Annotated in this window: 21 protein-coding genes; all 21 read left to right on the forward strand. The window is 33.7% G+C overall.

Annotated elements, in window-relative coordinates; all coding sequences use genetic code 11:
- The first annotated feature begins 71 nt into the window (after nucleotides 1-71).
- The 21 genes from BFM98_RS08740 to BFM98_RS08825 all read left to right on the forward strand — a co-directional run bounded on the left by BFM98_RS08740 (nucleotide 72) and on the right by BFM98_RS08825 (nucleotide 24,918).
- Nucleotides 72-2,921, forward strand: coding sequence for a nuclease-related domain-containing protein (locus BFM98_RS08740; protein WP_066037134.1), 2,850 nt, complete (start codon nucleotides 72-74; stop codon nucleotides 2,919-2,921).
- 13 nt (nucleotides 2,922-2,934) lie between these two features.
- Nucleotides 2,935-4,746, forward strand: coding sequence for a DUF7017 domain-containing protein (locus tag BFM98_RS08745; RefSeq protein ID WP_066037135.1), 1,812 nt, complete (start codon nucleotides 2,935-2,937; stop codon nucleotides 4,744-4,746).
- A gap of 338 nt (nucleotides 4,747-5,084) precedes the next feature.
- Nucleotides 5,085-5,300, forward strand: coding sequence for a YdbC family protein (locus BFM98_RS08750; RefSeq protein ID WP_066037136.1), 216 nt, complete (start codon nucleotides 5,085-5,087; stop codon nucleotides 5,298-5,300).
- Nucleotides 5,301-5,536: 236 nt separating this feature from the next.
- Complete coding sequence (locus BFM98_RS08755) at nucleotides 5,537-6,127, forward strand: MPN domain-containing protein (RefSeq protein ID WP_066037137.1); 591 nt, start codon at nucleotides 5,537-5,539, stop codon at nucleotides 6,125-6,127.
- A 66-nt stretch (nucleotides 6,128-6,193) separates the two neighbouring features.
- Complete coding sequence (locus BFM98_RS08760) at nucleotides 6,194-7,171, forward strand: DUF4145 domain-containing protein (RefSeq protein WP_256389909.1); 978 nt, start codon at nucleotides 6,194-6,196, stop codon at nucleotides 7,169-7,171.
- 4 nt (nucleotides 7,172-7,175) lie between these two features.
- Complete coding sequence (locus tag BFM98_RS24145) at nucleotides 7,176-7,424, forward strand: hypothetical protein (RefSeq protein WP_066037139.1); 249 nt, start codon at nucleotides 7,176-7,178, stop codon at nucleotides 7,422-7,424.
- Nucleotides 7,425-7,848: 424 nt separating this feature from the next.
- Nucleotides 7,849-8,637, forward strand: a complete 789-nt coding sequence (locus tag BFM98_RS08770) for a helix-turn-helix transcriptional regulator (RefSeq protein WP_254660013.1) — start codon at nucleotides 7,849-7,851, stop codon at nucleotides 8,635-8,637.
- Nucleotides 8,638-8,748: 111 nt separating this feature from the next.
- Entirely contained in the window at nucleotides 8,749-10,497 is a 1,749-nt protein-coding gene (locus tag BFM98_RS08775; RefSeq protein ID WP_066037140.1) for an AI-2E family transporter, read from the forward strand.
- A gap of 401 nt (nucleotides 10,498-10,898) precedes the next feature.
- Nucleotides 10,899-12,278: a coiled-coil domain-containing protein gene (locus BFM98_RS08780; RefSeq protein ID WP_066037141.1), complete on the forward strand. Its 1,380-nt coding sequence runs from the start codon at nucleotides 10,899-10,901 to the stop codon at nucleotides 12,276-12,278.
- Complete coding sequence (locus BFM98_RS08785) at nucleotides 12,278-13,396, forward strand: AAA family ATPase (RefSeq protein WP_066037142.1); 1,119 nt, start codon at nucleotides 12,278-12,280, stop codon at nucleotides 13,394-13,396. Before BFM98_RS08780 ends, BFM98_RS08785 begins: the two co-directional genes overlap by 1 nt.
- A 1,190-nt stretch (nucleotides 13,397-14,586) precedes the next feature.
- Entirely contained in the window at nucleotides 14,587-15,555 is a 969-nt protein-coding gene (locus tag BFM98_RS08790; RefSeq protein ID WP_066037143.1) for a hypothetical protein, read from the forward strand.
- Nucleotides 15,546-17,510, forward strand: a complete 1,965-nt coding sequence (locus tag BFM98_RS08795) for a RecQ family ATP-dependent DNA helicase (RefSeq protein WP_066037144.1) — start codon at nucleotides 15,546-15,548, stop codon at nucleotides 17,508-17,510. Before BFM98_RS08790 ends, BFM98_RS08795 begins: the two co-directional genes overlap by 10 nt.
- A 241-nt stretch (nucleotides 17,511-17,751) precedes the next feature.
- Complete coding sequence (locus tag BFM98_RS24265) at nucleotides 17,752-17,904, forward strand: hypothetical protein (protein ID WP_254660014.1); 153 nt, start codon at nucleotides 17,752-17,754, stop codon at nucleotides 17,902-17,904.
- Between the two features lie 448 nt (nucleotides 17,905-18,352).
- A complete protein-coding gene (locus BFM98_RS08800) occupies nucleotides 18,353-18,940 on the forward strand; it encodes a hypothetical protein (protein ID WP_066037145.1) in 588 nt (195 codons plus the stop codon).
- 20 nt (nucleotides 18,941-18,960) lie between these two features.
- A complete protein-coding gene (locus BFM98_RS23890) occupies nucleotides 18,961-19,131 on the forward strand; it encodes a hypothetical protein (protein ID WP_175400731.1) in 171 nt (56 codons plus the stop codon).
- A 347-nt stretch (nucleotides 19,132-19,478) separates the two neighbouring features.
- A complete protein-coding gene (locus BFM98_RS23895) occupies nucleotides 19,479-19,628 on the forward strand; it encodes a hypothetical protein (RefSeq protein WP_175400732.1) in 150 nt (49 codons plus the stop codon).
- A 634-nt stretch (nucleotides 19,629-20,262) separates the two neighbouring features.
- Entirely contained in the window at nucleotides 20,263-20,811 is a 549-nt protein-coding gene (locus tag BFM98_RS08805) for a helix-turn-helix domain-containing protein (protein WP_066037146.1), read from the forward strand.
- Between the two features lie 138 nt (nucleotides 20,812-20,949).
- Entirely contained in the window at nucleotides 20,950-22,206 is a 1,257-nt protein-coding gene (locus BFM98_RS08810) for a hydroxymethylglutaryl-CoA reductase, degradative (protein ID WP_066037147.1), read from the forward strand.
- Between the two features lie 3 nt (nucleotides 22,207-22,209).
- Nucleotides 22,210-22,650, forward strand: coding sequence for a hypothetical protein (locus BFM98_RS08815; protein ID WP_004228167.1), 441 nt, complete (start codon nucleotides 22,210-22,212; stop codon nucleotides 22,648-22,650).
- Nucleotides 22,647-24,002, forward strand: a complete 1,356-nt coding sequence (locus tag BFM98_RS08820) for a tripartite tricarboxylate transporter permease (protein WP_066037148.1) — start codon at nucleotides 22,647-22,649, stop codon at nucleotides 24,000-24,002. The genes BFM98_RS08815 and BFM98_RS08820 overlap by 4 nt, the downstream gene beginning before the upstream one ends.
- 19 nt (nucleotides 24,003-24,021) lie before the next feature.
- On the forward strand, nucleotides 24,022-24,918 hold the full coding sequence (locus tag BFM98_RS08825) for a hydroxymethylglutaryl-CoA lyase (protein ID WP_066037149.1): 897 nt from the start codon (nucleotides 24,022-24,024) through the stop codon (nucleotides 24,916-24,918).
- Nucleotides 24,919-25,030 lie beyond the last annotated feature (112 nt).

A 25,030-nucleotide genomic window follows, 5' to 3' on the forward strand; every position in this document is an offset into this window, starting at 1 on the left:
GTCCGAAGTGGATGACTATATTAAAGATGGATGTTAAAAACGTCATTAAAGACATAAAAGGAGGGTGAAAAGTGTTAGAGGTTCGTAAAGGTAAGTCTTCCAAGTCCTATGAGAATGAATTTTTTAGAAAATTATCAAAAGAATTATCACAAGTTTTTGAAAAAAGAGAATGGAATGGTATTTTACTTGGTATGCCAGAATGCAATACTCGAGAGGATTTGCAAATTGATTGCTTACTAGTTACAGAAAATCAGATTATCATAATTGATTTTAAAGATTATAGTGGAACACTCGAACTACCAATAGAAGAAGATTTTAAATTTGGTAGGTGGACAATAAATGGGGATGTAACAGTTAAAGGAGGTAGCTCTCCAAATCCATTTAGTCAACTTGGTAAACAACGAGTTAGGTTGTTAGATGAATTAAAATATCGCTTACATGATTTTGACCGCAAGTCTATTTCAACGATGGTTTGTTTTCACAATAAAGTAGAAATTATCGGTGAAATTCCAAGAGAATTTAAAGTAGGCTTTTCCGTCGTCGATTCAACTAATTATCTTAATAAAATTGTTGATATTATGGATGTTTTAGAAAATAAACGTATTAATTATTTATCTGAAAACAGTAAAAAAGTTTTTATAGAAACTTTGTTTAATGTAGATGAATACTTGTTTGATGTTCATGTCGAATCTGAATTAACAAACCAACCACTTGTTGAAACGAGTAAAGTTAATACAGATGTGTTACAGCAAATTCGAGAATTCTTAGAATCGGATTGCAAAATCATGACTTTAATTGGAAATACGGGGAGTGGTAAGACTGCGTTAATTCCTGATATTCGAGAATTAGCATTTGATTCAGGTTTTACTGATGTCCCAGTATTTGCATATTCTAATAGATTGAGAAGAAAGATGTTAAAAAAACATCCAAATTTAGAAGAAGTGGAGTCTTTATTTAATTCCTTTTTTGATTTTAATAATGAAGCAATCGATGAGTTTTACAGGAAGATTATCCCTTTAAGAGGAAATGATGAAATCCATGACCAAGAAAAAGCGATTTATATTATTGATGACAGTCAACTTATTTCAAATACAGATTTTGATACAGATTTATTGAAATTTGGATCTGGTCACTTGTTAGACGATATATTAAATCAAATTGATTTAGCGGCCAATCCTAACAGGAAAATTATTTTCATTGGTGATAGAAATAAATTAAGCTATGGATCTCCAAATGAAAATGCTTTACATCCTGTACATCTGAAAACACTTCTTGAAAATAAAAATCTTCATTCAGAAGTTATGATTACAGAGTTACCGTATTCTGAAGGGGATTCTGAAATAATTAAAGTATGTAATACGATTGCAAAGAATATAAGAAATAATCAATACAATGAGTTAATAATCCATTCAAATAACGAAATATACGTTTTGGATGAAAAAGAAAGTAGAAATGCATTAGTTGAAGCTGTTCGAAATCCATACAACAATAAAATTCTAGTTTTTACAAATGAACAAGCCTTTAAAATAAACCATTGGATTAAGAAGAATTTAGTTCGAAATGGTAATGAACTTGCTGCAAAAGATCATATTGTCTTTAATTCAACAATTAATGCGTATGGACCTACATTAATCGAAAGTAATCTTTCACCATTTAAAAATTTATCTCAGCCATTTTCTTTAACTGAACCTAAAAGGGTTGATAATGGTTATTTTGGCGAAGTGATTAGTGTAAATCTTGATAAGACAATTGTGAAACATGTGGATGTAAATAAAGAAAAAGTAATATTACGATTTACCCCTTGCCAAATAAAACTACAAGATGAAACAATCATTGAAACACTAGTATTGGAGAATTATTTAAAATCTACACAAAATAAGTTGCTAAAGGAAGAAACGATAGCAATTCAAATAATTTTATCGCATTATGAAAAATTAATTTTTGATGAAGAACCTTTTGAAAGTAGTTTTGAATTTCAAGAAATGATGCAACATCCTAACGAATATATGGAGGTTGAAAAGGAGGGAAAACAACTTTATAGAAATCCTAAAGATAAAAGAAAGCTAACTCATTATGAAAAAGAATACAGAAAACGATTACTGAGGAAACTGAATAATCCAAATGGCGAATATTGGAAAATATTAAATGCTTCGAAAGTGAAGTATGCTTGGGCTATGACGGTACATAAAGCTATGGCCTATGCATTCGATACAGTTTTCTTTAATACAGATCAAGAAGAAAATCGTGGCAGAACGAATAAAGAATATTTCAAATGGATTTATACAGGGATATCCGTTGGGCTACATAATGTAAACTTGATTAATTGGAAACCAATCTCTCCATTTTTGAGAACAGAATTTCGGGAGGGAACTAACGTAAGAGTGAATAAAGACGTCATTCTCAATCTCTCGAATGGAGAAGAATCAAGTACTGAACAAGTAGAAAGCTATTTGAAGATGCAGCTTAATGGAGTTGCATCTATTATAAATATAAATCCTAGACCATATTTAGAGATTGTCACGTTAGAAATGAATAATCGAAATGTTGAATTGTTTTTTGATTATAATGGTAGAGGTGAAATAAAGGTACCTAGGTTTAAGTCAGGTACACAAGAGGATTATCAAACAATTTTACAGTTATTAAAACCAGCTTCCAATACGATTCCAAATGAAGTAGGTGTTATGAAATCCTTTTTCGAAGAGTTAATTGAATTATTTAGGACTTATGATATTCAAATGAAGCTTATTCAGTATCATGAATGGAATTTGATTTTCAATTTTTCTAAAAATAAAATAGATGTAAATGTCCAAATTTGGTATAACAACGATGGAATGATTTCAAACTTCCTTTATAATGAAGGAAGTAATGAACTTTACTTTGAAATTGTGGAATTGATTAAAGAAATTTATATTCTTTGCTAATGGAGGCACGAGAATGTATACTACTAGAAATTTAAATAAAGATTTGTATCATATCTGTTCTAACTATTATGTAAAATACAATTTATTGCAAGATTTTATAAATAGACGTATTGACCAAAGAAATTTTGTGGAGCAGTTAAAGACTAGAAAAGATAATTATGAGATTCAACAAATATTAGCTGAGCTTCAAAGGATTTTAGAGAAAATCCGTCTTAATGGTGGAAAACTAGACCCTGATCCAATTGATATAGCGTCTAAATTAAGAAAAGCGGGTAGAAATCTAGAGGCGTTTAATACTATCGCTCCATATTTACAAGCGAACATAGATGATGAAGATGCTATTATTACCTTTGGTTGGATCATGTATGATTATTTGAAGGGTTCTGAAGAAAACATTGAAACCTACGTAAATAATTTAGGTATATTTAATAATTTCGTAACTCTATCTTTTGAGAAAGCTTATCTTGAATTATTTTCTACTAACAATCAATTTTTAACATTAGTAACTTACTATTTATGGTCTATTCGAAGGGTTGTAATGCAAGGAGAACTGCAAGCTAATAAAGTATTTCTAGAATTTATGAGATTCTGTGGAAATAGTTCGCAGTTCATTGAAAAGAGATGGAATAATAATGAACTTTCATCTTCACGATTACTTTTGAAAGAACTATTAAAAAAATTAAACAATATGAATTATTTTAAATTTATGGATGCTATTGGATTCGATTGGTTTAGTCAATGTGATTTTGAATCATCGACGTATACAAATTTAAATGGGGAATTAAGTGAAGCAAAACCCCTAGTAGAAGAGATGATGAGATTACATGCAAATAAACTGTTGTCATGTGATGAATTTGTGGCAACAGAACAAAGAATTAATGATTTTATTGATATCTTGAATATTCAAATAGAAAAGAATCCTACTTATGAATGGCTTCCTTATTATAAAACAAAGTTATTGATTAAAGTAAATCGAAAAGTAGAAGCACTAAAAGTGATTACTTCATTTGCAAGAATGAAAAGCAAAGAATATTGGATTTGGGATTTAATTAGTGAATTAGTAGATGACGGTGAAAAATTCAATTGCTTATGTAAAGCATTACTTTGTAAGGCAAAACCAGAATTAATTGTGAAGATACAAAAAAAAATCATTGCTCTTTTTATCGAAAAGAAAATGTTCACATTTGCTAAATATGAGTTAGATGAATTAATTTCTACACGAATGAAAAATTGTGGAAGAATACCCCAACAATTAGAACAATGGAAAAATGAAAGCTGGTATACTGAAACGAATGCTGTTACAAATCGAAATGCCCTTGAAGAATTTGCAAACAAAGCTGATGAGATTTTATATCGTACACTTCCTTTCGTGGATATTTATGTAACTTATATTAACGAAGAAAAAGGTGTAGTTAATTTTGCATACTTTGAAAATAATTTCAGTTTAAAAGAAGGCTTTTTCTATACTGATTCTATTAAAGATGAGCGTGATTGGTTAATCGAAAAAACTGTGAAGGTAAAAATGGTAACAGATTCAAAAAGGCCCAATTTATTTAAAATATATGAAATTGCGCCTGGAAATGAAGCCTTTCTTGATAATTTCATACAACAGGATTTCGGTACTGTAGATAAAGGAAATAATAATCCATTTGCCTTTGTAGATGATGCGTATATTTCTCCTGCTTTAGTAAAGGAACATGGAATTGATGATTATGACGAAATTACCTATATTAAAAAGAAGAAATTTAACAAGAAAAGAAGTAAATGGGGATGGATGGTTGAAAAAATACTTTGTGTAGAAAAACATGGTTTAATTGAAAATTAGGAAGAATAGAATTTAGATATTGATTAATTATTAGTGTATTAGCTAAGAGATTCAATATCGTTGCAATTGAACATATTGAATTATTGAATGAAGAATTCTAAAACTGTAAGAGCAATTTCAGATGGTTAGAAAAGCCTTGTAAACGTTGATATTACAAGGTTTTCTTATTTGATAGATAGAACACCCGCCGACTTCATACGTGTAGATATTATATAGCAATGGATGAGCAATTTATTTTAGAGGATTAAAGAATTAAATGGTTAATTTATATTTATGTACCAAGAGGAGAGATTATTGAAGAAATTAAAATGGAACAATTAGTGGGGGTATAAAGAACAATGGCAGAAATCAAATACGAAGTTGTAGAACATATCGGAGTACTTTCAGAATCAGTGAAGGGTTGGAAGAAAGAACTAAACCGCATCAGCTGGAATGGCAATGCACCGAAATATGACATCCGCGAATGGGCGCCAGGGCGTGAAAAAATGGGGAAAGGTGTTACGTTGTCGGAGGAAGAGTTTAAAGCGTTAAAGGGATTATTAGATCAAATATAACAATAAGAAAGCGTATCATGTTTTTATACTGATACGCTTTCATTATAAATATATTGGAGGGAATTTTTATGCACTTAGAATTAACAACCATGTTATTTGACTGCATTAGCCATTAACCAAAGCGTGGTCAGCAAAAGGAATGTTTTGGTTTAATATTTGGTGAACAAAATGAAAAGTTAATCGGTGAATATACGTTTCCAATTGGGAATGTCATTGAGAAAACAGCAGATAGTGTAATGCCAGATGAATATGTAAATAGCATGCTTCAAGAAGCGAGAAAGCTAGTAACGACGAGTGATTTTGTAGCATATTATCATAGTCATCCATATGATGAGCTGTTCGATTCATGGGCAGATCCAAGTGTTGGTGATGTTCGATTTGCACAATCAATCGGGGAAAACCACATACAAATTATTTTTGCTATCGTAAAAAATGAAGCGGAAGATTCGAATGCTAATCTTCAGTTTGAATATGCAACCGATACACAATATCGCTTTTTTGATAAAAAAGGAAAACATACAGATATTCCTCCTAAGCATGAGCTGAAAAGTGAAAATGGACAAATCATCACAGGTTATTATTATGATTTCCAAGTAAGAGCGTATTTTTGGACTGAACAAGCACTTGAAGAAGTACAGCTATACTCATCGGAAGTGGAAATGAATCTATTATTACATCAAAACAACATCATACTCGAACAATTACCAAAAGATGCAATGTATCATTTGAAAAAGCTAGAGTACTCTTTACGCTTAGCAAATAAAGACAAGTATAAAGAAAAAATTCCATATTTAATTGAAAAACTAAAGTCGGTAGGTGTGAAATAGTGTCACAAAAATTACAAGAAATTTTATACAGGAATTAATCCAAGTTTAGCTGAGCTAACACAAGATATCGAAAAGCTCCTTTTTGTTTCACCTAGAGCAGCGATGCAAACAACGCGAACAATGGCGGAAACCTTAGTTCGTCAAGTTGCACAATTGGAAGGGCTTGAACATAGCGAGTTCAATTTCGGTGAATTACAAAAGAAGTTGAAAAATGAAGGCATTGTTACCCCAACAACGGATAATGCGATTCATTTCGTTCGTCGCCAAGGAAATACAGCAAGTCATGATGGTACGCGCAAAATGTTAATTCGAGAAGCATTAACTTGTTGGGAGTATCAACATTTGATTTTGACATGGTTTATCGAAACACCAGCGTACATTGAGCCAGTTCCTGAGAAAAGCGCGGCCGATAGTGAATACTTAATTGAACATATTGAAGCATTAATGCAGAAGATTGTGCAAAAAGAGTCGATGCCAGAAAATGTTGTAACCGAGCAAAAGGTTAGCCGTAGAATTTACTATAAAGATCAATTTGTTGAGATACCGGATTTTTTGCGTGATGCTTTCTTATTGCCACAACGGTTCCCAAAATCAACCACGTTTTTAATTCGTTTGAATGGCGAACAACAAGCACGTATTATGAGTGAACTGCCGTATCAACTAGAGGGTATACATCCGCATATAAAACGCTTTAAAGAAACAAATGATGAATGCTTCTTTGAGGAATTACGGTTATTCATTGAAAAAGAACAAAAGCGTAAAATATTGATGGAGCAATATCGAGGAGAAGTTCTGTTATTCTTAAAATCTGATTTTGTTATTTTAACGGAAGCATTAGGAAATGTTGCTTTAACGAAGGACAACTTTCCCGGTCAAACAAGCTTTTTAAATTCGTTACAGGAGCAAGGGTTCTTACATGTTAAAGATTTCCCGAAAGAACTTGTGCTACTAGGCAAGTATCGTAATGTTGGAGAAACTGCCTTAGGGAATTTATTTAATCAGTTGAAGGTAAAGGGAATGGAATTTACGATGGTGGAAGTCTAAGTTTGTGAAGGTGGCAATACTGCTTTCTGGATTCATTAATCTGGAAAACAGTGTTGCTGCTTTTATTTTGCACATTGCAGATAGAACGGCCAGCTGCGCGGGGTTTCAGATCACTTTTATGGAGAAGATAACTGCAAATGAGATAGCATCTTGCATAAATTTCTTACCGCCCGAAGGAATGCAGCTATATATACCAGATAAAGTAGATGCATACCAACCGCGCTCCTTCCTGAGAAATAAAATTTTGAAGTAACGTGGAAATCACGGTATTTTTAGCCATGAGGGATTCCTCCTCGTAAAAGTTTGTGTAGTAACTTACATTTTACATGAAATCTCCCTTTTTTATTAATCTTTTTGGTAAATACTAGCTAATCAACAGACGTGAGTTTATTATAAACTTTACAATCGAAAAAGTGTATATAAATGGTATGATGTTAGTATGAATGTTATACAAAAAAGTGTTGTTTAGGTCATATTATGTCCAGGTGAAAATGTAGAATAGACAGCAAGGGGTGACATTATGGGCAATGTGAGAGAGTCACAAATATATCGTGAATTGTCTATGTATGAACGCTTAAAAATGGTGAAAAAATTGTGAAGAAGGATGAAGCAGCGCGATTCCAAACGAGCGAAAATCAATCCAGCGTGATATTAAAAGCATAAGAGATTTTCTTGAAGTGGATAATACAAATGAATATTTGGATTATGATCGTTCAATTAAAGCGTATGTTTTAAATACAATGACACCAAAATGGCTTCGAAATGAAGATATCTTTGCCCTTTTGAAAGTGCTAATCGAACCGCGAGCTTTTCCAAAAACTGAAATGCATAGCCTAATTGATTCATTAACCTCATTAGCAAGAAAAGAAGATCAACCAATCATTAAGCAGATGATGGCAAGTGAAAAGCATCTATATGTCGAACTTCAGCATAAGAAAGAACTGATTGAGCTACTTTGGAAAATATCATTAGCGATTCAAAGTAAAAGGTATGTATATGTGGATTATAAACGAGAATTTGACGATGAAGCTAAAAGAAGCGTTTTGCAGCCAGTTGGACTAATATTTTCTGAGTTTTACTTTTACTTAATTGCCTATTCATCTGACAGTAAAAAGGAGTATCCAGCTGTGTACAGAGTAAATCGAATTGAACAATTTGAGCAGACGAGCGCTCAATTCAAAGTTCCATACGAACAAAGATTTCAAGAAGGCGAATTCCGTAAGCGCGTCCAGTTCATGTACCCTGGCGAATTAATGACCGTAAAATTCAAATTCACAGGCCCATCCCCACAAGCAGTACTCGACCGACTGCCAACCGTTAAAATAGTAGAGCGATTTGTTGGTGGTGTCATCTTTGAGGCTGAGGTGTTTGGGAAGGGCATTAAACTGTGGGTGTTGAGTCAGGGGAAGCATGTCGAAGTAATAACACCACTAGATTTAAAAGCAGAGTTGAAAAATATGAAATAAGTTTAAAAAGTACAACACTATTTATTTTATATAAAGAAAATCAAAATGAATATGTACCGCACATTTTCAGCTCTGAAGAATTTCTAAGCATATCGAAAGGATGAATAAATTATGGCGAAGGAAAATGCTATCTTTGGCAAGGAAGAAGAGATAAACGAGGAATTGACGGAATCGTTTAATTTCGATGAGTTAGAAGAAAAACTTCAAAGCCAATTGGAAGAGGAACTTGCAGATATGCAGTTTCTGGCAGAAGAAAAAGAAAAAATAGGAAATCCAGAAAACTTAGGTAGTGTAATTAAGGATGTTATTTGGGAACAGTTTACCAATCAAATTGCTGTCGTTGCAGGTGAGGATTTCATTAAAGAGAATAATGGTCTTACCCTTGATTTACGTAATGAAGCGCACATTCAAACTCCTGAGAATTTTGCTAAAGGTAACATAGCTACACACAACTATAAAAGCAAAGAGCAATTGGAGCAAAACTACGATAGATTTAAGAACACACCTCATAAAGAGTTTCGGGATAATTATGTAGACCCAGGGATGAATGCTACATTAAAAAGAGCTGGAAATTTAAAAAAGGAAGGTATTGACACAGTTACAGATATATATACTGGTAGACAGATTCCAACTGATACAAAATTAGAAAACGGACAACATAATCCTAAGGCTGCCCAAAGAGAGCATGTTAAGCCATCAGCAGAGGTATACAAAAATCCATCACTTCAAATGGCAAATAGTGACAAAGAATTAGCTGATATAATAAATAACCCTGAAAACCTGCAAGGATATACGACAGCAGAGAGAAATAATAGAAAAAGCGATAAGTCATCCGGTGAGATGAGTGAAAATGATAAAAATAAACATTGGGAAAAGGCAGACAAGAAAGCTGAAGAATACATTAAACAAAAAGAAAAAGAGGGAGAAGATCGTCTAAAGAAAGAAGGACGTAAAACTCAAAAAGAAGAGGCATTCCGTATTGGTGGCAAGGCTCTTCGTGCAGTGCTTATGCAGTTACTCGCTGAATTTGTTCGTGAAATTATTGCTAAGTTGGTTAAATGGTTTAAGTCTGCAAAAAAATCATTAGACAGCCTGTTAAATAGCTTGAAAGAAGCTATTCATTTATTTATCGGGAAAATGAAAACCCATATGATTAATGCGGGAAATACAGTGTTTTCAACCATAGCTACAGCTATCATAGGGCCTGTTTTTGGGACAATCAAAAAAGTTTGGATGTTATTGAAACAAGGATGGGGTTCGCTTAAAAGTGCTGTTAAATATATTAAGGATCCTGCTAATAAAGGTAAGCCTGTAAGTACCCTTATGATGGAAGTTGGCAAGATTATTATGGCTGGATTAACGGGTGCGGGTGCTTTGCTGTTAGGTGAAGTAATTGAGAAAGGTTTAATGGCTATTCCAATCTTTGCATTTGAGATTCCATTGCTTGGTAGTTTGGCAAACATTTTGGGGATTTTTCTTGGTGCTGTTGTTGCAGGTATAATTGGTGCCATTGCAATCAATCTTCTTGACAAGTTGATAGCTAAAAAGCAAAAGGAAGAAGTACAAGAGGCCACAATAAACAAAGGAAATAAAGCACTAAGCATCCAGGCTCAGCAGAAGATAATATCAGAAGCTAAATTAGAGGATGATAAAACAAAGGTTCAATCGAATATTTTAAATCGACACCATGATGCAGCTGAGATAATGGCAGAGTCATTTACAAATATAATGGAGGATTTTGTTAATATTCCATCATCTAATGACAATGATGTTCTTGTAATTGATAAAAAGGACGTAGAAATCAATGGTGTCATTGGTGAGGTAAGCGACGACTTAGATAAACTGCTTAATGACTTATGATAGAAAAGAGAATGAGGATGAAGAAAATTATATATTATGCTTCAATGATAGAAGTAGCTATGAGTATTGCGGCCTACTAGATTAATAAAAAGTGTAAATCTAATGTTTCTAAGAATCAATCCATAGAAAATGATGGGGTAAAACCTAATATTTTTGAACAGGAGTTTGTATCTGCACCAAATATTACATAAGAGATTATGGACGCTAAGAATTCAAATGCTTATTCAATTCATGATAGACATACGGAAGCTTCAAACATTATAAATAGTGCCTTTGAAAACATTTACAAAGATATTGAGCCAGTGGAACATGGCGGAAAGAACTGAATCTGTTATTAATAATGGTGAGTTGGATTCGGTTTCAGATGAATTAAATGATTTACTAAAATAGGAGCTAAGATTATGAATGAAATAGTAATTAAAAAGCATAATTTCGAACTGGCTAAAAATCGGTTGAAGGAGTTTTCAGAGAAAAAAGAAGCGGAATTAAAAATTGATAAGGTAAGAACAGATGGTGGTTTTTTAGGGTTGGGCGATCACAAGGTCACTGGATATGAACTTAATAATCGAATGGAAACTATTCAAAAGCATTTAATTGATATTAATACAACAAATAACAAAACCATCAAAGAATTTCGTGAAATATATAATGCTTTGGATGCCCTTGATAAAGATTATATAACCAGTATTGTTGCATCTGTGAAGGCTATAGAAAAAACAAGCAATGATGTTAGAATCCAACAAGGAGTATTGAATCAGCACAATAAAAAACAACAGCTTCAACAAAATAAATTGGATGCACATCAGGGCGAAATCGATAAAATTGTTGATAATATAAAAAAGACTGTTAGTGTGTTAAAAGCATTCAAAGAAAAACTTGATGGTCTTAAACATCTTACAGATATAGATAAAATGTGGTCTGATTGTAAAACAATTCATAATGAAGTTCGTGTCGTATCCGATTCATTTTCTATGTCTATAAAAGCGGCTAATGAAAGAAGTCAAGAGAATGTAAAAAGAGTTGAAGCGCTAAGAACCGCATTAACAATTGCTGAAAAGAAAATTGAGGATTTGTCTAAGCAGTCAAATGGTCTGATTGAAAAGTTGGATTCCGTTATTGCTTTTACAATAGAAGTAGAGCAGATCACACATTTGAAAGACGTTGATGAAATGTGGAAGTCATTATCTTCCATCCATAGTTCTATTGGTAATATTAATGTTGAATTTGGTTCAATTAAGAAGATGATGTCCCAAAATCAAGAGGATATAAATAGATTTCTTACTTTTATGGAAAAACTTTTAGGGGTAAAGTATTTGATGGAAGTAGATGAAATTTGGGGGAAAAATGAAGAACATCAACTTCGTATAAATAGGTTAGAACAGGCAGGCAAAATTCACGCAAATAAATTGGATGAATTAGAGCATTCAGATGCTAGTATTCTTGAACGTATCGATTCAAATGTGAGTGACATAAATCATTTGAAGTTATACAAAGAGAAATTAAGTGGTATCTCCCATTTAGAAGATGTAGATATAATATGGGGAAATGTTGAAAAATATACATTGCAGCTTACTGAAATTCAAAAAAGGGATGAAAGACTTGCTGCTACTATTCAGAAAAATAAGGAAGAAGTAGATGAGAAAATTGCGGCTACGGTGCAGAAAACCAATGCTACTGTTAATACTTTAACCAAAAAGGTAAAGTATGCGTATTTGATTGCCGGAGGTTCTGCAGGGCTAGCAATTGTTGAGTTAATTTTGCTTCTTACGAAGGTGATATGATGGACAAGTACGGCCAAGCACTAATAAATAATGCATCCAAATTGGATGCCGTTACTGACGCTTGTGGTGAAATCACAAAGTTGGCTACTGTGATTGTGGAAGAAAACAGTAAAGCAGCTACGATTGCGCTTCTTAAAAAAATTTCGGAAACTGTTGATAATCATAAATATAAAATTGAGGTTAAACATACTGCACGGATAGTTAATTGCAGTTTGATTGAGTTCTATGGTTATTCGACTATACAAGATATTTGCAAATCAACTACGGTAGTAGACGAGGACACAAGAACGCTTAAGGATTTGTTAGATGAACTGAATGCTCTTGTAGGCTTAGAAAAAGTAAAAAATAAAGTTCAAGATTTGATTGTGTATCAAGAGATACAGAAAATGCGTAGGGAGAAAAATCTTCATTCTGCAAAAAATACATTACATCTTGCTTTTACCGGAAATCCTGGAACAGGAAAAACAACTGTAGCTAGAATTGTAGGAAGAGTTTACGAGAAAATAGGATTGCTTTCAAAAGGGCATTTTGTTGAGGTTTCAAGAACGGATTTAATTGCTGGATATCAAGGACAGACAGCACTCAAAGTGAAAAAAGTAATCGAGCAAGCCAAAGGTGGTGTCCTGTTTATCGATGAAGCCTATAGTATCACAGAAAATGATCAAACTGACTCATATGGTAAAGAATGTTTGACAGAATTGACGAAGGCTTTGGAGGACTATAGAGAAGATCTAGTTGTTATTGTGGCAGGATACACGGAGCCTATGAATAAATTTTTTGAGTCTAACCCAGGCTTGAAATCTCGATTTAATACTTTTATAGAATTTAATGATTATAGTTCAAATGAACTATGTGAGATGTTGACCTCTATGTGTAAGAATAATGATTATACCTTGGATAACGAAGCAAAACAAAAAATTCATTTGTATTTTGAGGAGCAAACATCATCGAAGGATGAAAATTTTGCAAATGGTAGGTTGGTAAGAAATCTTTATGATGATTTGGTTATGAATCATGCAAGACGAGTGATAAATATTACAAATCCAGTGTGTGAGGAATTGTCTACGATTAAAGCGGAAGACTTATTGTTCATAGTCAATAAGATTAAAAACAATTGATATAATTTCACATACGGCGAAAACAAGGGTATCGCGGTGTATTTGTTTACGCATCGTTCAAAACGGCAAAAACATTCAGCCTATTTTGTCGAGCCATAGTGAAACGATTACTTTTTTGGAGCTATCTAATGTATCACGTGTTTATTAAAACATTTTATTTAATTAACATGTGTGTTATCTTAAGGTTAGCAAGTAAACATTTCATTAGCATTGTAAGGATCTAAGGTTTATACTTTGCGATATATGGTGTGAAATATGCATTTTGTGTATTATGCACAGTATAAAATTTGTATCCAAAGTTAGTTGAAATTGATATGCAAAAAGAGACAAGAGATTTTTATGATAAGTTATATAATCTTCAGTTAATAGATGAGCAAGTTCAAAATATGTTAGTTAGATGGAAAACTAGACACAACCTTTTAATAGATAATAGCACGCCTGTTTCTTTGGTATACGCTCGATTTCCGTTGGCAAACATATCTTGAGGAAATCTTAGCCGCAGCTCGACTCATTTATCAAAAATGTGATACTTGAATTTCGCTAATCAACACGTGTGAGATAATAGTTTGATTTTAAAGTCTCCGTAAGCATTTTTACTAAACCTTATTAATTCCTTTGTAAGAGCTGTTTTTGACCCTTGAAAAAGCCGTTCAAACGTTGATATAATAAGGTTTCTCTGTTTTGTAGACTGAACACCCGCCGTCTCTATACATCGGATTTTAATGGAAATCAATGAAGGTCAAAACCCTTGATATATAGGGGTTTTGGCTTTTTTTGTCATTGAATTTCATCTGGTAGCATTCAGACATAGTTAAAAACGTAGTTAAATTAATAAGTGAAAGCTTCAATTTTAACAAATAAATAATCACTTATATGGATTATTAAGTTTGTTATATAAGTATTATATTGAAGCATTAATTGTATCGAATATAGGAATTGGTATTAAATTGGGCTTATTCCAAAGATATTTATGGTATACCAGGCACAGATATAATATACGAACTAGTTGAAAGTTATTTAAATAAGAATTAACAGGGGTGGGGGCGTTGTTAAATTAACAGTTTCAATCCCAGCAAATATAGCCTCAGTTATATTTATTATTTAGGACTACAAAATCACATAAATGCCTTTTGAACAATGAATTAATAATATATAATTAATAATATATGGAAATATTAGGAGGAAAATCTATGTATTACCCTAACAATATTGAAGATGTATGTTATGAAGAAAGTCATATTGAGCAAGTTATAAATGAAGTAAAGGCGCAATTCTATGACTACTTTGATTTATTTATTAAATCAGAAGCTGGAACAACTTTACCAGAGGATCAAGTAAAAAAACTTGCTGAAAATTTTGGTAGTGATGGTATTGCTAAAGTACGAAAAAAAGATACGGAATTAGTTCTAAAAAGAATTATTGCCGACGGTATTGATAAATTTGAAAAAGACCGTAATTCATATATTGAGTTATTAGATGAAGAAGCATTAGAAGAATATGAAGATAATCCAGCAGGATTTAAAAGTGCTTTAAGAAAAGATTGTCCTATCGTTCGTGGAACAGTAAATAGTCCAGCTAAGGAACTAGATAAATATAAATATGAATTTAGAATATCAAATCCAAATGAATTGCTAACAGTTAGTCAAAATCTAGCATCATTTGCAAATTGTTATGCTGAAGAATGTGAAGACTATGAGTATGATTCAATAGAAGCCCTCGAAGATTTGGAATTTAAATTATTAGACACAGAAGATTATTCCGTTTTTGGTGTAATCGGAGGAGGGATCAAAAGTCAATTTTTATTTAAATTACAACCAGCGTATTTTCCATATCGTTCAAAAGAAGCTATTTGGGCGTTTTGGTATCTGACAAATAAAAAAACCTTTGGATGCGAAGAAGGCTCGCAATTTTTAATGATTAATGTTGAAAAGAGTCAAACAAATCAAAATTATTTTTACCCTTATGAATTGTTTAGTTTTTATGCTTATCAAGTATACCTTTTGTTAAAGAAAGAAGCGGAGAAAAATAATGTTCATTTATCTGATAAGTATCGATATGTTTTAGTAGATCAGTTCTTGTCTTTTATTGCAAAAAAACATGATGAAGACATTAAATTTATTTCAAGTAGTTCGGAGGATAAATTGTATTCATGGATATAAATAATTTATTTAACACTTCATTCCCCGATCTGACATTTGATTTAACAGAATTGCAAGCAAAGGTAGTACAGCAGGTGCTTACCAAAGAGAACACACTTTGTATTATGCCGACAGGTGGAGGGAAATCTTTAACTTATTGGCTATCTGGAATAGGTCTTGGTGGAATTACTATTGTCATTTCTCCATTAACAGCTCTTATTGATGAACAAGCAGCAAAACTGGAAGGGCATGGGTACGATGTGTTGACTTTGCATGCCGGTATTGATGCAAAGAAACAAGTAAAATTATTAAAAAATTTTTATAACGGAAAGCTAAATCCTGATTTTATATTTGCGAGTCCTGAAAGAGTATCTACTGATGGTTTATTTGAATATTGTATACAAGCTAGAAAAGAGGAAATAAAATTGATTGCAGTAGATGAAATACATTGTGTATCGCAATGGGGACATAGTTTTCGACCGTTCTATAAACATATTCCAACATTTTTAAATAATATCTATGGTGAAGCTTGGCCAGTTGTACTTGGTTTATCTGCAACTCTGAATAGAAAGGAGATTGCAGATATCTGTGAGTCTTTTAATATTAAAGATACTGGTGTAATTAAAAGTGAGCTGCTTGTTCGTTCAGAGATAGAATTAAAAACTTTAAAATTTATTAATGAAGATGAAAAGTTAGAAAAGTTATGGCAGTTGCTTAAGATTCATAAGAATGAAAAGACTCTTGTATATGTTTATAGAGTACATGGCAAGAACAGTACTGAAGAATTAGCTAAAGTTTCTGTAGATAATGGCTTGAAAGCAGTACATTTTCATGGAGAGATGTCTTCGAAGGAAAAGCAGGATATTATTGATCGATTTAAAAATAACGAATTAGATATTGTTTTTGCAACAAATGCTTTTGGAATGGGTATAGACATCCCTGATATTCGAGTAGTGATACATTTTATGATCCCAGAATCCATAGCACAGTATTATCAGGAAGTAGGACGGGCTTCACGTGACAAAGAGGCATCAACTGCATATTTGTTATATTCGAATAAAAATATTGAAGTAAAGAAGTCGCACTTTATTGATAAATCATTCCCTACATTAGTTGAACTGAAAAATGCTTTTTCTAAAATGACATCAAATAAAAAAGGATATAAAACCCTTCCTTATTTTGATGATGAAGAAATCCAAAAGTGCTTACCATATTTTGTTGATAATGGAATTATTGAAATGGTTGCAAAAAGTATAATGAAACTTGATGTTTTTTCGAACGTAATAGACACGGAGTTAAACGAGCTACTCTCTTTGACTAAAACTAAAAATATTATTACGACAATGAAAAAAAGTGAGAGGTCTGTACTAGAAATTAGCAATATAATTTTTAATGCAATCGTGTCTGAGCAGGTAAAGCTAGAAAAAAGTTTAGGAAAGTGCCTTATTATAAATAGTCACTTTGATGAACTGGATGAACATACACTAGAAAAGTTAGTGCGGTATGGGGAAGAGAAAAAAGAATTTAAGCACGCTCACTTGGATTATTTTGTACATGTTCTTGAAAACTGTGAAAATTCAAAGGAACTCCACCAAGAAATAGGTCGACATCTGGGAGTACCCAAGTTTTTGCTGGGTCGTATTTATAAAACAACTAAAGGGGATCTTGTTCGATCAAAATCGGAGGTTATTATTGCAAATTTATTGCATCACCGTAATATTCAGTACGAATATGAAAAGGAATTGAAGTATGACGGTAATAAAATATTATCTCCTGATTTTACCCTTACTATTAATGGAAAGGAATATTATTGGGAACATCTAGGGATGATAGGAAAGAATGATTATGATGCACGTTGGATAGAAAAACAAGCAATTTATGACGAATATTATCCTAATCGGTTATTGGTAACTTATGAGAATCCAGCTTTGACAAGAACTGTAGAGACTTTGATTACTCAACTACTTTTAGATTAAAACAAATGATGAGCGAAGAAGTGAGTGAAATTGCCTTACTTAGTAAGCGAAGGTTTCAATAGATATGGACCATTTTATTTAGAATAGTTAAATATCTAGTTATTTTAATGTGATTTGTTCAAGCACAGTAGGCTAACGGTATAACCGTTAATATAAGTTGCCACAAGCAGCTATTTTAACGGGATATTTCATGGCAATTGCGGAGGAGCAGGACTAATGTAAAATTAAGGGGTGTTATATTATGGCGAATGAGATGAGTATGTTTGAATATCATAAAGAAAATATTAAGGGCTTTATTATCGATACCATATTCAAAACACAGAAAGTGTATCATTTGATTTCTAACGAATTTGAAAAAGGTGTTGAAGAAGCTGTTTTATGGGGTATTCATTAAGCTGCATTTAGCAGTTTTACAGGTTTAAAAGTATATTACTATCAAAATGACATTTTGGCTCATTACGAGTTCGATAATTTCATTGAGAAATTTTCGCAGTTTAGTAGAGAGTTTATTTCCAGTCGTTCAACAAAACATAGTATGCAACACACATACTTTTATTACGGTGAACTAGTTGATGCTTATAATGAATTGGCTGCTTTATTAGAATTGAATCCTATTGAAAAACCTGAATAAAATAAATCACTATTGTTGAAGCATAACTATGATTATTCTTTAGCTATGCTTCTAATTCTATAGTTTACGGAGGTAAGGATGAATAATTTTAACGACCCATTTCGTGATATACAAAACCTATTGAATCAAATGACTCACCATACCAACAAATACTAGACATAATTAATAGAAAGTTAGAGCCAGCTGGAATCGCTCAACAAAATATTGAAGAATGCAGGTCATTGTCGATTTACCTTTACAACTTTTTTATGCCTCTCAACAGAGCTTACAAAATACTTTACACCACATTCATATAGATTTACTTACAAATATACAACCAATATTAGAAAGATTTTCAGTGTCGTTAATTCCTAGCTTAGATATGTTGCGTGATTCAATATCGTTTGAACAAATATCTCAGTTGAATTTGACTTTTCTTGACGAACTGGATGTTGAAGATACAGAGTTTGATGAAGCATCTTTAACTAATGAAATGCGTGCTTATATTCAGCAAGAGGTTGAGACACAAATACACGCAGCTACATCGAATACAACAACAGAATGGCAACAGTTTATTATGAGGGTGTACCGAGCAGTACCTTTACATGTGTTCTTGATAATAATGCAATTTATTTTTGCTCCTTTTCAAGAATATGTATTTGAAGAACTACAAGCTTATATGCAAGAACTTTGGGAAGATAAAACAAGTATAGATATGTCAGGTGAAACAGTAGCTATGATTTGTGAAGACACGTATTTGAGAGCTGGTAGAAGTAAACAAGCCCTATTAGTATTACAGGAACCTTTAAAGAAAGCGTAAAATTCCCAAGATTCAAAACAGTGTATCAACTATATTTTTTAGCTTTCGATTTAGGACCTCATATTTCTGAAGGGCCAATGATAGATGGTGAAGTTTATACAGAGAAGAGTACGCTAGTAGATGATTTATGGATATTACGAATGACAGAAGATTTTTTGATTAGGGTTAAAAATAGTCAAAAGGCTTCATAAGAATTATGTATCGTAGTTAAATCCGTAGTTAATCTTTTTTATAACGAGGTAAAAAACCTTATAAATACTGCTATTATAGAGATGAGCGGTGATACTCCCAGAAGCCCCGCCCTCTCCATACATAAAGGTGAAGAATATTGTAGCGATAGCAAAGGATAAAGGTATCATCATCTGAAATGTGTGGGAAACAGATATTTTAAATACCCTATGAATAATTTGCTAATTTTTTACTGAAATTAGGGTTAAGCGGTACAACAATATAGGAAAAAGGTTTATATCAACAAAATAAGGTATACTATATTTGTTGAATAGATTTCTTTAAAGGCAGGAAAAGTAGGTGAACCTAAGTGGGGAAATATCAATTGGATACTAAAGGTAAGGCGGCTGTGACGAAGTATCATGAAAAACACAAGCCAGCCAAATTTGATAAAAAGCAGCAACTTGAGAAAATACGTGCGGAGTATTTGAAAAAGAAGCAAGAAAAAACAGATCAATAATTTGAATGAAAACATAGGAAGACTGAAATCTCCCTATGTTTTTCTTTAACATAAAATTGCGGTAGATTTTATTATTCTCCTAAATGGCAGATTCGATGACAGAAAACTTATTATCAGATATCCATTCCTCTTAACATTTCTTGTACCGTACCACCCTAGAATTTTTATTTGTTCATACTCCGTGCATTTGTTGTCATAGGGAAGAAACTCTTTTTTGAAAAACAAATGAAATCGTTGAAAATTTGAGAGAATTTATCCAGCTCATTTTCATTTTTGTTTCGAACGCTTTTATGACAAATGCGAAAATGTCATCGATTCTATCAAGAGCTTTTGAATTAAGTGGTCTTTCTTCAGTTCAACTTAAGCTGATTTTGGCCTCTCAAAGTATTTATTGTAGAGCATGATGCAACAATCTCAAAAAGTACGATTCGCGGGATTCAGCCTAAAAAGATGTGAATGTCATCACTATAATGTATAAGGGTGTGCTAAAAGTCGAGAAACTTTCAGCACACCCTGTTGTATTTAATTGAACAGACGACAATGAAGGAGTAATATACTCCCGTATTTTTCTATCCATTTTAAAAATATAGTATAGTTATTGTAAAAACCGAAATGATCGAGGGGACTGGAATAGATGAACTTACTAGAAGTTGGAGTAAAAATAAAGCAGATGCGGAAGAAAAATAAAATGTCTCAGGATGATTTAGCTTCGCAGATTAATTTAACGAAAAGCCATATTTCAAAAATAGAAAATGGAAAAGCGACACCGAGTCTGGTGACATTGTCCAAGATTGCGGAAATATTTGATGTGCCAATGGCTTGGTTTGTTATTCAGGATCAATTTGATGGCATTTCGATTGTTTCGAAAAAAGAACGCAATGAGACGGTTGAGACGAATGAACTTGGCTATCAATATGAGCTGTTAGCGAATAAGAGCTATATGAGCAATATCAATCCTTCTATTGTTACTGTACATAATGGGGCGGAAAATTTAGCGCCTTATACACACGATAATGATGAATTTATTTATGTCATTTCGGGTAGTATCGTCTTGAAATACGATCATAAATTTTACCATCTAGAAGAGGGGGACTCTGCGTATTTTTCTGGGAAAAAGGAGCATATCTTTATTAATAATTCTGCAGAAAACTCAAAGGTATTAACGATTTATGTTGAGGATTAAATCTTTCTTTTAAACGTAAATATTATCGAAAATACAAATTTCTTGTTTACAATACTATTCAGACAATTTACAATTGGTGTAATGTTATTCAACTAAGTTGAATTATATTACACTTTTTTAAATTTTGGGGGTATGGGGATGACTTCACGTATTAAGGGATTTTATTTACTTTCAGTAGAAGAGCGAATTAAGTTAATCGCTGAAAAATCAAATTTAACCAATGAGGAAGTTGAAGCTTTAAAAAGTGGAATTTCATTAGAGCTTGCAGATGCAATGGTTGAAAATGTTATTGGACATATTTCAGTGCCTCTAGGGGTAGCGGCCAACTTTAAGGTGAATGGCAAAGAGGTATTTATTCCGATGGCCACGGAAGAGCCGTCAGTAATCGCTGCGGCTAGTAATGCGGCCCGTGCAGCATATGAGTTAGGGGGTATTTTTACTTCCAGCTCGGGAACAGTTATGCGCGGACAGATTCAGGTATTAAATATTGAGGACCCTCATGCAGCGAGGGCGAAAATTTTTGAACATAAAAATGAGATCATCGAGCATTGTAATGAAAAGGATCCAACGTTAGTCAAGTTAGGCGGTGGAGTGAAGGATATAGAAGTGCACTTAATCGACACAGCAAAAGAAACTATGGTTGTCGTCCATTTAATCGTTGATACGAAGGATGCAATGGGGGCAAACGCTGTTAATACGATGGCGGAATCTGTGTCACCATTAATCGAACGGATTACAAATGGACGAGTTGTGCTACGGATTATTTCAAATTTAGCAGATAAGCGTATTGTTCGTGCGCGTGGTGAATTCTCGACAGAAATGCTCGGGGGGATAGAGATTGCGAAAAATATTGTAAGTGCTTACGAATTTGCAGATGCTGACCCGTATCGGGCTGCCACACATAATAAAGGGGTTATGAATGGTATTACTGCTGCGGTATTAGCATCGGGTAATGATACACGTGCTGTTGAGGCTGGTGCTCATGCCTATGCTGCTCGTTCTGGTAGATATCGTTCTTTAACAACGTGGGAGCTGAATAAAGCAGGCAATCTTGTTGGGACGTTGGAATTGCCATTAGCTGTTGGTATTGTGGGAGGGGCTACGAAGACCCATCCTGTTGCAAAAGTAGCGCTAAAAATTATGGATGTGCAATCTGCAGAGGAGCTAGCCAGCTACATTGCCGCAGTAGGATTAGTAGAAAATCTAGCAAGCTTACGCGCACTTTCAGCAGAGGGGATTCAATCTGGTCATATGCGTCTGCATGCGAAAAACTTGGCTGTAATGGCTGGGGCAACAGGCGATATTATTGATCGAGTTGTGCAGCAGGCGGTAGAAGAGAAGGATTTCCGTTATGATCGTGTTTTAGAGATTACAAACTCTCTGCGAGGTGAATAATACATGGCGAATACTCCATACAATGGGCAAAAAAATGTAGAGGAAAAGAAGTTTATTGAAATTTTAGGAGACACGGTTTCTGGCAATCAGTTAATTATTTCAATTATTTTAAGCGTTGCCGCAAGCTTTTTAGGCTATCAGTTTGGTCAGTGGGTTTTTCCGAAGTTTGCCGACCCTCAGATGATTAACTCTTATTCACTGTTAACAGGAATCACGGGTATTCTGATTGTTGTTGCTATTAATACGATTCTTTTTAAACCAAAGCGTATTTTAGTAGAGGATGAAGCATCTAGTCATTCTTTAAAGGAAGCATTTGAGGATTTACAAATTGATATAGACGAGGAAATACGCTTAATCGAGGAAGATCCGGTGACAAAAAAGGAGCTTGAGGATTTTGGAATTCTTTCTAGCTTACAAGGCCTGAAAGGAGCGGATAAAAAATGAGTATTTATGTAATAGCTCTTTTATTTGCACTTCTTGGTGCAGCTATCTTTACTGTCATTGGTCTTATCTCAGGTACAGATGAAACAGCAATTATGGTACCAATTACATTGCTAGTTATTTTGCTGGGAGCGCCTCCTGAAGGGGTATTCGCCTTTTTCATGGCAGGCGTGTTAGCCAAGCATTTAACACATGCTGTCCCAACTGCGTTATTAGGAATTCCAGGGGATACTACGGCTGTACCGTTAATCGATCATGCCAATACATTACGCCGTTTAGGGATGCCGCACGTTGCACTACGTAAAATGATTTCTGGCGGTGTTATCGGTGCATTTATCGCCCTACCAACCGCTGTATTGTTAGGTCAGTTTTTAGGTCAATTTGCCGACTTTTTTAAATCTTCATCAGGCATCATTTTTACACTTGCCGCTATTTTAATCGCATTCTTTTCAAAGGGAAAATGGGCAAGTATTTTAATCATTATTCCATTTGCATTTTTCATTAAAGCTTTAGATAGCGTTAGCTTCGCGATGCTGGATAAACATTTAAGTATTACATTCTTTTTAGGAATTGCGATTGGACCGATGTTTTGTAATATTTTAATGGCGGCTTCTTCTGTTGCTAAAAATGATCTAGCACGCAGTAAGCCAAATCAATATAATCTTGCTCCTGAAACGAAATCATGGAAAGGCTATTTCCCGAATCCATTTAAAATTTTATCGAAAAGGCAGACCATTTTTACGAGCATTACAACGTTTCTTTCCTCCCTTACATTTGTCTTTAGTCCTGTTGGGATGACGTCATTGATGGGAGAAATTGTAGGCTCTCGTACAAAAGGTGCCTATAAAAAATCAACAACGAGTCTTACTGTCATGAATGGTGTAACGGAATCGACATATATAGCTGAAGCGATTATTCCATTAATTGCATTCGGTATTCCGTTAAGCCCAGTAGCACTTGGACCAGCATCACCTTTATTTAATGCACCACCGATTTTTACAGTAGATCCAGTTAACAACCTACACACGCTAATGTCTTCATGGGACTTTTTCATTTTTGGGTTAATCGGTATTAGTGTAGCCGCTTTAATTGCTTATCCATTTGCGATGAATTATGCACGTAAAGCATCTGTATTAGTATTGAAATATATTAGCCAGGAAGCAATCGTAGCGATGTTTATCGGATTAGCATTTTTGCTTGCCTATAACGAGGCACAATTGCTAGGAGTAGTGTTAACATTTACAGTCGCAACTGTGGGTGGTTTATTAAATCGTATTTTAGGTGTAGGGGCCGGTGTGCAATTCATGGTATTCTACGCATCAAGCTGGATTATGCTACAGCTGTTCGGCATTTAATTAAAGGAAGTGTATCTTGATGACTTTACCAAAACAAGTGGAAATAAGAGAAGTAGGTCCTCGTGACGGCTTACAAAATGAGAAAATTTTTATTCCAACTGATTTGAAAGTGCAATGGATTAACTTAATCAGTGAAACAGGTGTCCGCCATATCGAAGTATCCTCTTTTGTTAGTCCCAAATGGATACCAGCTTTAGCCGATCATCATGAAGTGTTTGAGCAAATCGCACGTGATGAAAAAATAACGTATGCAGCGCTTGTGCCTAATTTGAAAGGGATAGAAGGAGCCATTCAACACAAGGTTGATGAAATTGCTTTATTTATTTCTGCCTCTGAGGAGCATAATCAAAGTAATGTAAACGCTTCAATTAACCAATCTTTACAGAACTTAAAAGCTGTAGCTGAAGTAGCAAATCGTGAAGGTATATCGTTAAGAGGCTATATTTCAACTGTATTTGGCAGTCCGTTTGGTGATGAAGTAAAGCTTCAAACAGTGAAGGATATCATTGATGCCTATCTAGCAATGGGCGTTTCTGAAATTTCACTCGGTGATACAATTGGGGTAGCGGATCCTGTACAAGTAAAGGCTATTTTATCAGAGCTACTCACTCAATACGATCGTGATTTGTTTGCCCTTCATTTTCATGATACTTATGGCCGTGCTTTAGCCAATATCTTTGCAGCACTTGAGCTGGGGATTACAAAATACGACAGTGCTATTGGAGGTTTAGGGGGTTGCCCCTATGCCCCTGGTGCAAGTGGCAATGTGTCAACAAATGATTTAGTAAATTTCCTGCATCGTTTAGGTGTGCAAACGAATATTGATGAAGAAAAACTATTTACTGCCACACGATTTTTACAGCAGGCAATAAATAGACAGCTTGATAGTAAAGTGTATAAAGTGCAAAGTAATTAAGTAAAAGAGCACCTCTATAGTTAGAATTAAAATTTGAAATGTCCCACCCAATTGGTGGGACATTTTTTACTGAGGGAAAATAGTTTTATGCCAATTAATCATACTACCTTTG

Source organism: Lysinibacillus sp. AR18-8, assembly GCF_001705465.1.
In the GTDB taxonomy this organism is placed as follows: Bacteria; Bacillota; Bacilli; order Bacillales_A; family Planococcaceae; genus Lysinibacillus; species Lysinibacillus capsici.

Bases quoted from the DNA above. Each gene is read 5' to 3' on its own strand.
- BFM98_RS08745 (WP_066037135.1), top strand. From the start codon at position 2,935: ATGTATACTACTAGAAATTTAAATAAAGATTTGTATCATATCTGTTCT.
- BFM98_RS08750 (WP_066037136.1), top strand. From the start codon at position 5,085: ATGGCAGAAATCAAATACGAAGTTGTAGAACATATCGGAGTACTTTCA.
- BFM98_RS08755 (WP_066037137.1), top strand. From the start codon at position 5,537: ATGCCAGATGAATATGTAAATAGCATGCTTCAAGAAGCGAGAAAGCTA.
- BFM98_RS08775 (WP_066037140.1), top strand. From the start codon at position 8,749: ATGGCGAAGGAAAATGCTATCTTTGGCAAGGAAGAAGAGATAAACGAG.
- BFM98_RS08780 (WP_066037141.1), top strand. From the start codon at position 10,899: ATGAATGAAATAGTAATTAAAAAGCATAATTTCGAACTGGCTAAAAAT.
- BFM98_RS08785 (WP_066037142.1), top strand. From the start codon at position 12,278: ATGGACAAGTACGGCCAAGCACTAATAAATAATGCATCCAAATTGGAT.
- BFM98_RS08790 (WP_066037143.1), top strand. From the start codon at position 14,587: ATGTATTACCCTAACAATATTGAAGATGTATGTTATGAAGAAAGTCAT.
- BFM98_RS08795 (WP_066037144.1), top strand. From the start codon at position 15,546: ATGGATATAAATAATTTATTTAACACTTCATTCCCCGATCTGACATTT.
- BFM98_RS24265 (WP_254660014.1), top strand. From the start codon at position 17,752: ATGGCGAATGAGATGAGTATGTTTGAATATCATAAAGAAAATATTAAG.
- BFM98_RS08800 (WP_066037145.1), top strand. From the start codon at position 18,353: ATGCAGGTCATTGTCGATTTACCTTTACAACTTTTTTATGCCTCTCAA.
- BFM98_RS08805 (WP_066037146.1), top strand. From the start codon at position 20,263: ATGAACTTACTAGAAGTTGGAGTAAAAATAAAGCAGATGCGGAAGAAA.
- BFM98_RS08810 (WP_066037147.1), top strand. From the start codon at position 20,950: ATGACTTCACGTATTAAGGGATTTTATTTACTTTCAGTAGAAGAGCGA.
- BFM98_RS08815 (WP_004228167.1), top strand. From the start codon at position 22,210: ATGGCGAATACTCCATACAATGGGCAAAAAAATGTAGAGGAAAAGAAG.
- BFM98_RS08820 (WP_066037148.1), top strand. From the start codon at position 22,647: ATGAGTATTTATGTAATAGCTCTTTTATTTGCACTTCTTGGTGCAGCT.
- BFM98_RS08825 (WP_066037149.1), top strand. From the start codon at position 24,022: ATGACTTTACCAAAACAAGTGGAAATAAGAGAAGTAGGTCCTCGTGAC.